Genomic DNA, 11244 nt, shown 5'->3' with positions numbered 1-11244 from the left:
TTTTTTAGCCATAAGGTGGTGCTGTCACATTAAATTTTCTTTTTTTGTATTTCCGTTAATTACCAATTTCTAATCGGTCGGTCGCCCTGGCAGCCGAAGGCAACTTCAAAGACGAAGGGAATATGCCGCCTTGCCGTAACTCGAAATTCATTGGGTATAGGCTCCCAAAAAATAAAAAAGGCTGCAGAGGCAGCCGGAGGGTTTTTAGTGCAAGGTTAACTAAAATAGCCTGTGGCCTTCAATGTAAAATAGATTGCAAATATTGGTAGCGAAAAACATCCCCAAAAGCGAAATAACTCTTTTATGATAATGCGTATTCTGCGGAAGAGAGCTCATCAAAGAAAGGCACGGTTTGGTAGTAAACCGTGCTTATCCAACATCAAATACCAAATTGAGTCTAATACAGCTCTGTTTGCCCATCTTCAACTTGTACTTAATTTTAGAAGATTAGCTTTTATCGAAATCAGCTAAGTAACCAGGGGTAACATAGTAAATATTAAACTTACAACGAGCAGGATCCTGTTCGATACAGTCTTGTATCTCTTTATCCTTAGCATCCGGTTTCCATGCCTGACCGGAGCTTAATGCGAAAGGCTGTAAAGTTTGTAACGACGGGAACGGGGGAAGCGGTGGTAATGGCTGCACCGAAAGGTCTGCTAAAACCAGGGTCATTCCCATTTTATTCGGCTCCTTCGATTGGTAGTAACATTGGACTTTTTTATCTTCAATGCTCACTGCATTGAGGGTAACTCCCCTCTTTTTTAGATCACCTATATTGGCCTGACGATGATAACTGATCCATAGGTTTCCATCTATCATTGCCGTGTAATCAATGCGTTTGTCAGTTTCGTTCTTTATCTCCGTTATGTCCTTAACTGCTGGACAAGAACTCTTAAGCGGTGAGGCATGGCTAGTGCTAGTCAATGCTACAATGGCAGCGGTACAGGCTAAAATATTTCTCGTATATCTATTCATTAATAAAATTCTCCCTTTTTTAATAACTACTGTTTCATTCAACAAAATTAATTGTGCCGTAGGGCTCCATGGAAGAAGTGAATAACCTAAACACCTCTTCGTCATAAATACTAGGGAAACTACATTTGTTGTATAAATAACTTAATAAATTTCATCAGGATAAGCAAATAATGTTGAAAAATCATCCCAATTTTTAGGCTAAATATCCTACTATTAACGTCCACAGTTAATAAAGGAACTATTAAACCGCTTTTCTTTTATATATCCTTTACGTCGGAACAACTATTAATTCTAGGCACTATTTTATTAATTGTTATTGGAAAATACTTTTTTATTCTCAATAGTGGCATATGCCGTATTAATTAGGATCGATATGATGATTGTAAAAAGCAAATTTTTCTGCATACCCATATTCTCAAAATAATTGGGGTATTAATATTACATCCAATTAAAGTTATACATATGATCTCAATACGTTATATAGCGCCCGGAGCACAACAACCGCAGTGTACATGAATATGTGAGCACCGCGTAACGCAGAATTCACGCCACGCAGTAGGTTATGCAAGAAATCTAATTATAAGGTAGCGGCCACTTCATCAGAGATTTCACCATTGTGATAAACCTCTTGCACATCGTCTGATTCTTCTAGCATATCGATTAACCGTAATAATTTGGGCGCCGTTGCTGCATCTAAATCAACTGTGATAGCAGGAATCAAAGCAACTTCAGCCTGTTGTGCGATAAAACCCTCGGCATCTAAGGCGTCCTTCACCGCGCCAAACGTTTCCGGGGTGGTGAAAACATCAATAGCACCGTCGTCATAAACTTCAATATCAGCAGCACCCACGGCTAATGCGCAGTCCATCATCTTTTCTTCTTCCAGACCTGGAGCATAACTAATAACGCCTTTTTTGTTGAATAGATAAGATACCGAGCCGTCTGTACCCAAATTACCCCCCGTTTTAGTGAAAGCATGACGGACTTCCGATACCGTACGATTACGGTTATCGCTTAAACATTCAACCATCACCGCTATCCCTCCAGGGGCGTAGCCTTCATAAAGGATGGTTTCCATATTATTTTCTTCGTCATTACCCACCCCGCGAGCAACGGCTCGATTCAGTGTATCGCGGGTCATATTATTGGATAATGCTTTATCAATCGCCGCGCGCAAACGAGGATTAGCCGCCGGATCACCGCCGCCGAGTCTAGCCGCAGTCACGAGCTCACGAATAATTTTGGTGAAAATTTTTCCACGTTTTGCATCTTGGGCTGCCTTACGGTGTTTGGTATTCGCCCATTTGCTATGACCGGCCATAGGAATCTCCCAAAATCATTTTATTTAAGATTTATACCCTTCGCCTTTCAAGTTACGGCTTTGTTGGCTGCGGGTGCTCGCCGAATCACATAGTCTATCTACGCTCATCGGTCTCCCCCCCTGGCTGCCTTGCCGTAACTCGAAATCCATTGGGTATAATGCTGCTGTTTTTTTACTTTTTTTTATTATCCGTCTTGATAGAAAGTTCTGCTAAAACATCAGGATTAGCAAAGCTAGGCGCTTCCGTCATTAAACAAGCGGCAGCAGTGGTTTTTGGAAACGCAATCACATCACGAATATTATCGCAGTCAGTCAATAACATCACTAAACGATCAAGACCAAAGGCCAAACCAGCGTGGGGCGGCGCGCCGTATTTTAGCGCATCAAGCAAGAAGCCAAATTTTTTACGTTGTTCTGCTTCTTCAATACCGAGTAAAGAAAAAACCTGTTGTTGCATTTCACTGCAATGAATACGAACCGATCCACCACCCACTTCATAACCATTAATTACCATATCATAAGCATTCGCGATGGCAGCAGTTGGATTAGTACTCAATTCAGCTGATGTCATCTCTTTGGGCGAAGTAAAGGGATGGTGCATGGCGCTTAAACTGCCCTGATCATTTTTTTCAAATAGAGGAAAATCCACCAGCCATAGCGGCTTCCAACTATTCGGTTGAATTAATTTTCTGTCATGACCCAACTGCAAACGCAATGCTCCCATCGCCTCAGTGACCGTATTAAAACTTCCTGCCGCCAAAAATAACATATCGCCATTGTTAGCCTGAGTACGCTGCAAAATATTTCGCAACATATCCGCATTAAGAAATTTACCAATCGAACCTTGCACGCCGGCAACCCCAGCCCGGCTGTCGTTTACCTTTAAACAAACCAGGCCATTAACACCTCGTTGTTTGATAGTTTCAGTGTATTCATCAATTTGTTTACGACTAATTTGTGCCCCTTTTTCAACACATATCGCAACGACTCGCCCTGTTATATTATTGTTAGGATTGAGCACATCGGCAAAAAGCGGCAACTCGATGCCCTGAACCAAATCGGCAATATCAATTAATTCTAGCGGATTACGTAAATCCGGTTTATCCGAACCAAAACGGCGCATGGCTTCATCAAAACTGAAGATAGGAAAGGTACCGAGATCAACTCCTCTGATTTCTTTCCATAGCTTGCAGATTAACTGCTCCATTAAATCCCGCAGCTGTTTGGCAGTCATAAAGGAAGTTTCAACATCAATTTGAGTGAATTCAGGCTGACGATCAGAACGTAAATCTTCATCACGGAAACATTTAACAATCTGATAATAGCGATCAAATCCTGACATCATCAGTAACTGTTTGAATAATTGAGGGGATTGTGGCAACGCGTAAAATTTGCCTTGATGGACTCGACTGGGAACCAAATAATCGCGCGCACCTTCTGGTGTGGCTTTGGTTAGCATCGGGGTTTCAATATCAAGAAAGCCCTGGTTTTCCATAAATCGTCGCACCAGCGCGGTGATTTTAGCGCGAGTTTTTAACCGTTGCGCCATTTCTGGACGCCGCAGATCCAAATAACGATATTTTAACCGTTGTTCTTCACTGTTAATGTGATTGTTATCCAGAGGCAAAGGAGCACTGGCATTAATAATGGTGAGTTTCGTCGCAAAAACCTCCACTTCACCGGTTGGCATGTCATGATTGATTTTATCTTTGTCCCGCGCATGCACGATACCGGTGATTTGAATACAAAATTCATTACGCAGTTTTTTTGCTTCATCAAGAGCCAGGGGTTGATCTTGATCGAAAAATACTTGGACAATACCTTCTCGATCACGTATGTCGATAAAAATGGATCTCCCGAGATCTCGGCAACGATTAGCCCAGCCACAGAGTGTGACTTCTTGATTTACATGGGACAAATTTAACCGCCCACAATACTCAGTACGCATACTTTATCCTTAATGAAATCTCTTTTTTCACTGCCATGCGGCGAAGGCGAAATAGGATATCACCCTATTGAAAAACGTCATCCATTTTATAGCCGAATCAAATTAAACTGATTTGGCTATAACAGCAAAAAGCAGAGTCGAAACTCTGCTTTTTGGTTTATTCACCTTATGTTAGACAACAATAGATGATTAGAACTGATAGAATACGCCAATAGCGACAACGTCTTTAGTATTCACAGCATGGTATTCAGTAAAGTCATTTTTCTTCAGCAAATTAACTTTATAATTAACATAGGCGCCGAAATTTTTGTTGAAGTTATAGTTAGTACCAACAGTCATATATTTCAACAAGTATTCACTACCCTTATTCCCTGCGGCATTTGAGCCTTCGCCTTTAGATTGCACATAAGAAACGAAAGGCTGTAGACCAAAATCTAACTGGTAGCGGGCGAGGAGTTCAATATTTTTTGTTTTCGAGGCAATACTATTTGCCACCTCTTCAGGTGTATTATGAGCGCTCTTGCTACCATAGGGGGTCATATTTCTGGTTTCTGCATACATTGCCGCTAGGTATAAGTCGTTATCATCGTATTTTGCCCCGATATTCCACGCTTCCGCTTTGTTACCCTTCGCATAAGAAGCTCTTTGTGCATCGGTACGATTAGAAGAAGAGTAAGCCGCACCTACCGCAACTCCGTAACCGAGATCATAAGTAGAAGAGGCAGCAAAACCTTCACCATTCTGGTTTTTCACTTCATTTCTATTCTTATTTGCACCTTGGTATTGCAGCGCAACATTCAAGCCTTCAACCAAGCCAAATAAATTATTGTTACGATAAGTGGCTACACCAGTAGCACGTGAGGTCATGAAATTATCAGGATTAAAGATGGTATCACCACCAAAAATGGGCTGACCATCAGTCCAGGCGTTAACATCATACAGCAAGCCGTAGTTACGACCGTAATCAAATGAACCATAATCAGCAAATTTCAAACCGGCAAAAGCAAGACGGGTTCTGCTGCCTGAATAACTCGTAGATTCGGGACTATTGGCGTTAACTTCGTATTCCCAGTTGGCATAGCCGCTCAGGTCATCAGCAATCTGTGTTTCGCCTTTTAAGCCAAGACGTACGTAAGAATCATCACCCTTTTCAATGTCGCTATCGGAAAATTTATGGCGCACATCGGCTTTACCGTAAAGGGAAAGCCGATGGTCACCTTCATTATAAATTTCTAACGCATTGGCTGCATTAGCCGCCAGCAGAGCGGGAACCAGTATGGCGAGAATATTGCGCTTGAACATAGCTATTACCTTTATCGGTGTTATTGTTATACAAAATAATTATTTTAAAAATAATGATTTAATCATGATGCACAATTTTTCATTTTTGGGGAACTATTGTCAATACTTCGATGTCGCTTGTGCTATCAGCACTCAGTGTTCCATTCAAGAGGAAGTTAATCTACCTAGAAAGTGATACAAAATACATAAATTAGTTTCAATTTGAAACTAAGCGTAAGCAAATGTTAATGAGTAAGGTTTTTTAATAAAAATCGACTAGCTAAATATGAATAAAGCCAGCAAATACTGGCTTTTGTTTATTAAATCAATATAAATAATTATTAAAATAATGAAATTAAAAACTAACATTCCTCGGCGTGCGTGGAAAAGGGATCAAATCACGCACATTTGTCATCCCGGTGACATAAGCAATCAGGCGTTCAAAGCCTAGCCCAAACCCTGCATGGGGCACGGTGCCGTAGCGGCGTAGATCACGGTACCAACTGTAATCTTCTTTTTTCAATCCCATCGCGGTTAAACGCGCGTCGAGTACCTCAAGCCGCTCTTCACGTTGTGCGCCGCCGATAATTTCACCGATACCGGGCGCTAACACGTCCATGGCGGCAACGGTTTTATTATCGTCATTAAGGCGCATGTAAAAGGCTTTAATCTCTTTAGGATAATTTTTCACCACCACAGGGGCTTTGAAATGCTCTTCCGCCAAATAACGTTCATGTTCAGAAGAAAGATCGATTCCCCAAGTCACGGGGTTTTCAAAGGATTGCTTCGATTCCTGCAAAATTTTAATGGCGTCGGTATAGTCAACCTGTGCAAAATCTTTGCTGATAAAATCTTGCAGGCGCGTGATCACTGTTTTATCTATCCGCTCAGCAAAAAACGCTAAATCATCCGCACGTTCATTTAATACTGCTTTAAAAAGGTATTTCAGCATTTCTTCTGCTAAACCAGCGACATCATCCAGATCAGCAAAAGCCACTTCCGGTTCAACCATCCAAAATTCGGCAAGATGGCGGCTGGTGTTAGAATTTTCCGCGCGAAAAGTAGGGCCGAAAGTATAGACTTTTGATAGCGCACAGGCGTAAGCCTCCGCATTTAATTGGCCTGATACGGTGAGAAAGGCTTCTTTACCAAAAAAATCTTTATCGAAATCTATCTTGCCATTCTCAGTACGTGGCAGATTTTCCAGATCCAATGTCGAAACGCGGAACATCTCACCGGCGCCTTCGGTATCTGAAGCAGTGATCAGCGGGGTTGATAGCCAAAAATACCCTTTTTCATGGAAAAAGCGGTGAATGGCCTGGGCTAAGGTGTGGCGAACACGTGCAACCGCGCTAATCAAATGAGTACGTGGACGTAAGTGCGCAACTTCACGTAAATATTCAATACTGTGACATTTTGCCGCCATGGGATAAGTCTTAGGATCATCCACCCAGCCCTTCACCACCACCTCGGTCGCTTGCATTTCAAACGCTTGTCCTTTTGCCGGCGAGGCAACAATTTGCCCGCTAATTTCCACCGAACAACCGGGAGTCAAGCGCAGTATTTCTTTTTCATAATTAGCCAGCGAGTTATTAACGACCACCTGTAGTGAAGCAAAACAGGAGCCGTCATCAACAGCGATAAAAGAGAGACCCGCTTTAGAATCCCTCCGAGTGCGTACCCAACCGCGTATCATAACTTCACTGTTCTCGGGGGCTCGCCCTTGCAATACATCTACAATAGGAAATACGTTAAGCACTATGCTCATAAGTTTCTCTCTGTTAATAATAAAAATAGGGTTTTTGCGAAAATATAGCCGAATCAGTTTAATTTGATTTAAGGCGGAGGAGCACAGACAGTACAAATAGTACGGCAAATGACGACGACACAGAATCAAATTAAACTGATTTGGCTATAGTGAGTTAACAAACAGAGCACAACTCAATACAATGACGTCACACTATGTTACTGGTGACGATCCTGGACACAGGTAACAATCATTGATGAGGCCAAAATTTTTTATGACAACATCCACAACTCAACCGTCTACCATCAAATCAGAGCCACCGGTTAAATACCGTCACGATTACCATCCCCCGGATTATACCATCACCGATATCGATCTGGATTTTACTTTAGATGCAGAAAAAACTACCGTGACGGCAGTGAGTAAAATTAAACGCCAAATAAAAGAAAATGCGCCTTTGATCTTAAATGGCGAGAATTTAGTTTTACTGAGCGTCTGTGTCGATGGGCAGCCATGGAAAAAGGCTTATCAACAAAGTAATCGCCTGATCCTCGAAAATTTGCCAGCCGATTTCACGCTAACCATTGTCAATGAAATTAATCCCGCCGCAAATACTGCCCTTGAAGGGTTGTATCTGTCGAATAACGTATTATGTACACAATGCGAGGCAGAAGGTTTTCGCCATATTACTTTTTATTTAGATCGCCCTGATGTACTAGCGCGTTTCACTACCCGTATTACCGCGGATAAAGCGCGTTATCCTTATTTGCTTTCCAATGGGAATTGTATTGAGAAAGGGGATTGTACTGATAAAAAAGGGCAACCGGATGGTCGTCACTGGGTGAAATGGCAAGATCCTTTTCCAAAACCTTGCTATCTGTTTGCGCTGGTCGCAGGGGATTTTGATCTGCTGCGCGATCACTTTATCACCCGCTCTGGCAGAAAAGTCTCATTAGAACTTTTTGTCGACCGCGGTAATTTAAATCGGGCAGAGTGGGCGATGACCTCACTAAAAAGCGCCATGAAGTGGGATGAAACGCGCTTTGGCTTGGAATATGATCTGGATATCTACATGATAGTGGCGGTTGATTGTTTTAATTCCGGCGCGATGGAAAACAAAGGGCTGAATATTTTTAATGCCAAATATGTATTGGCAAATGCGGAAACAGCGACGGATAAAGACTATCTGGATATTGAAGCCGTGATTGCCCATGAATATTTTCATAATTGGACTGGCAATCGTGTGACCTGCCGTGATTGGTTCCAATTGAGCCTTAAAGAAGGGTTGACGGTATTTCGTGATCAGGAATTTAGTTCAGATTTCGGCTCGCGGGCAGTGAATCGTATCAAAAATGTTCGGCTGATGCGTTCGGCTCAATTTGCCGAAGATGCCAGCCCCATGGCGCATCCTATTCGCCCCGATAAAGTCATGGAAATGCGAAATTTTTATACACTAACGGTGTATGAAAAAGGATCTGAAGTGATCCGCATGATCCACACTTTATTGGGCGAAGAAAAATTTCAAGCTGGCATGAAACTCTATTTTGATCGCCACGATGGCTGTGCGGTGACCTGTGATGATTTTGTCCAAGCGATGAGTGATGCCAGCAACATTGATCTCGAGTTATTTCGTCGCTGGTATAGCCAATCTGGCACGCCATTACTAACCATCCGCGATCACTATGATGCCGAAAAACAGCAGTATCATTTAATGGTCAGTCAAAAAACATTGCCCAGTCGAGAACAAGCGGAGAAATTGCCATTACATATTCCGTTAGATATTGAGCTCTATGATGATAGTGGCAATGTGATTGCGCTAAAAATGAATGGCGTGGCGCAGGACTCAATACTGAATGTGACAGAAGCAGAGCAGCGTTTTACTTTTGATCAGGTTAATTGCCGACCGGTTCCTTCTTTATTGCGTGAATTTTCCGCGCCAGTAAGGCTAGATTATCCTTACTGTGATCAGCAATTAACTTTCCTGATGCGGCATGCACGTAATGCATTTTCACGTTGGGACGCCGCCCAAAGCCTGTTGGCGATCTACATTAAACAAAATGTGGATCATGCACAGCCAGGCGCCCTCTTGTCTTTACCGCCGCAGGTTATTGATGCTTTTCGGGCTGCATTGTCAGATAAAGATATCGATCCCGCTTTAGCCGCCGAGATAGTCACCTTACCGGCTGAAAATGAGATGGCGGAACTCTTTACCATCATTGATCCACACGCCATTCGCCGGGTTTATTACGGCTTAACCCGTTGTCTGGCGAAGGAATTAGCCGAACAATGGCAAACGCTATATCACAGCAACAAAATCACTGTTTACTCAGCAACACATGGCGATATGGCTAAACGTGCCTTAAGTAACATTTGTCTCAAATACCTTGCCTTTGGTGATAACACCGACGTAGCGGATGAAACCGTTAGCACTGCATACTATCAAGCCAATAATATGACCAATGCCCTGGCAGCACTGGCGTCTTCGGTGGCAGCTCAACTGCCTTGTCGTGATGAACTTTTGGCGCACTTTGAACAGCGTTGGGAGCAAGATGGCTTAGTGATGGATAAATGGTTTACATTACAAGCCACCAGCCCGGCTGACGATGTACTTGATCGCGTGAAAAAATTACTGGAGCATCCTTCATTTAGCTTAAATAATCCTAACCGCACACGTTCACTGATTGGCAGCTTTACTGCCTCCAATCCAGCGGCCTTTCACGCCCTCGATGGGAGCGGTTACCAATTTTTAGTGGAAAGGTTATCTATTTTAAACAGTAAAAACCCACAGTTAGCATCACGTCTCATCGAACCATTAATCCGCTTTAAGCGCTATGATCCTGAACGTCAAAAATTAATGCGTAATGCACTGCAACAGTTAAAAACATTAGCTAATTTATCGAGTGATATGTATGAAAAAATAGAAAAAGCATTAGGAGAATAATATGTACTACCCCCTCATTAAAAAAGTGCTATTTCAACTTGATGCTGAACGAGCACATGAACTCACCATGCAGGGATTACAACGGCTAGCAGGCACACCCCTAGCGTTTTTATTACGTCAGTCGGTACCAACTAAAGCCCTCAGCTGTATGGGGCTATCCTTTAAAAATCCGTTAGGGCTTGCCGCCGGATTGGATAAAGACGGTGAATGCATCAACATTTTAGCCGCAATGGGATTCGGATTTATTGAAATTGGCACCGTCACGCCACGTCCTCAAGCGGGGAATGATAAACCCCGTTTATTTAGAGTGGCGAAAGCCGAAGCCTTGATTAATCGCATGGGTTTTAATAATAAAGGCGTTGATAATCTGATCAAAAATGTAAAAAAAGCGCGTTTTGATGGCATCTTGGGCATTAATATCGGCAAAAACCATGATACCCCGCTGGAACAGAGTAAAGAGGATTATTTGACCTGCATGGATAAAATTTATCCTTATGCCGGCTACATCACCATTAATATTTCATCGCCTAACACCAAAGGATTACGCTCATTACAATACGGTGAGCTGTTAGATGATTTATTGGTGTCGATTAAAAATAAACAAAACGAACTGCATCAGCAGCAAGGTCGCTATGTTCCAATCGCCATCAAGATCGCGCCGGATCTAACCACCGATGAATTAATTCAAGTGGCTGACCTGTTAGTGAGACACCGTTTGGATGCGGTTATTGCCGCTAATACCACCTTGGATCGTACGTTAATTCAGGGGCTCGATTACTGTGAACAAAGCGGTGGCTTGAGTGGTCGGCCGTTGCAATCACGCGGTACTGAAGTGATCCGCCTGCTATCACAAGAATTAAAAGGCCGCCTGCCGATCATCGGTGTTGGCGGTATCGATTCACTGATGGCAGCGCGAGAGAAAATAGCCGCAGGAGCCTCTTTGATTCAGATTTATTCCGGCTTGATCTTTCATGGGCCGAAATTGATCAAAACTATCCTGGCTGATCTGTGAAATGAAATACCCACAGCCC

9 protein-coding genes are annotated in these 11244 nt (G+C 42.7%); 3 read left to right on the top strand and 6 right to left on the bottom strand.

Features of this window, described 5'->3' with window-relative positions; translation table 11 throughout:
* Nucleotides 1-447: 447 nt before the first annotated feature.
* The 5 genes from AACL30_RS15400 to AACL30_RS15380 all read right to left on the bottom strand — a co-directional run bounded on the left by AACL30_RS15400 (nt 448) and on the right by AACL30_RS15380 (nt 5546).
* Nucleotides 448-1020, bottom strand: coding sequence for a hypothetical protein (locus tag AACL30_RS15400; protein WP_339057244.1), 573 nt, complete (start codon nt 1018-1020; stop codon nt 448-450).
* Between the two features lie 532 nt (nt 1021-1552).
* On the bottom strand, nt 1553-2296 hold the full coding sequence (locus AACL30_RS15395) for a YebC/PmpR family DNA-binding transcriptional regulator (RefSeq protein WP_339057243.1): 744 nt from the start codon (nt 2294-2296) through the stop codon (nt 1553-1555).
* Between the two features lie 24 nt (nt 2297-2320).
* The gene (locus AACL30_RS15390) at nt 2321-2446 is read right to left on the bottom strand and encodes a hypothetical protein (RefSeq protein WP_339057242.1); all 126 of its coding nucleotides are present in this window, start codon (nt 2444-2446) and stop codon (nt 2321-2323) included.
* Between the two features lie 22 nt (nt 2447-2468).
* Entirely contained in the window at nt 2469-4244 is a 1776-nt protein-coding gene (aspS, locus tag AACL30_RS15385) for an aspartate--tRNA ligase (RefSeq protein ID WP_339057241.1), read from the bottom strand.
* A 189-nt stretch (nt 4245-4433) separates the two neighbouring features.
* Nucleotides 4434-5546 carry a porin gene (locus AACL30_RS15380; RefSeq protein ID WP_339057240.1) on the bottom strand — a complete coding sequence of 371 codons (1113 nt, stop codon included), beginning with the start codon at nt 5544-5546 and terminating at the stop codon, nt 4434-4436.
* On the opposite strand from AACL30_RS15380, the gene AACL30_RS15375 reads away from it, so the two are divergent.
* Nucleotides 5539-5721 carry a hypothetical protein gene (locus tag AACL30_RS15375; protein WP_339057239.1) on the top strand — a complete coding sequence of 61 codons (183 nt, stop codon included), beginning with the start codon at nt 5539-5541 and terminating at the stop codon, nt 5719-5721. The two genes, AACL30_RS15380 and AACL30_RS15375, sit on opposite strands and share 8 nt — an antisense overlap.
* 159 nt (nt 5722-5880) lie before the next feature.
* On the opposite strand, the gene asnS is transcribed toward AACL30_RS15375, so the two are convergent.
* Nucleotides 5881-7293: an asparagine--tRNA ligase gene (asnS, locus tag AACL30_RS15370; RefSeq protein ID WP_339057238.1), complete on the bottom strand. Its 1413-nt coding sequence runs from the start codon at nt 7291-7293 to the stop codon at nt 5881-5883.
* 253 nt (nt 7294-7546) lie between these two features.
* Between asnS and pepN the strand changes: the two genes are divergently transcribed.
* Nucleotides 7547-10213: an aminopeptidase N gene (pepN, locus tag AACL30_RS15365; RefSeq protein ID WP_422389557.1), complete on the top strand. Its 2667-nt coding sequence runs from the start codon at nt 7547-7549 to the stop codon at nt 10211-10213.
* 1 nt (nt 10214) lies between these two features.
* Complete coding sequence (gene pyrD, locus AACL30_RS15360) at nt 10215-11225, top strand: quinone-dependent dihydroorotate dehydrogenase (protein ID WP_339057237.1); 1011 nt, start codon at nt 10215-10217, stop codon at nt 11223-11225.
* The last annotated feature ends 19 nt before the right edge of the window (nt 11226-11244 follow it).

It is taken from the genome of Candidatus Regiella endosymbiont of Tuberolachnus salignus (assembly GCF_964020115.1).
Classification (GTDB): Bacteria; Pseudomonadota; Gammaproteobacteria; order Enterobacterales; family Enterobacteriaceae; genus Regiella; species Regiella insecticola.
This window is presented reverse-complemented; position numbering and strand designations above follow the sequence as displayed.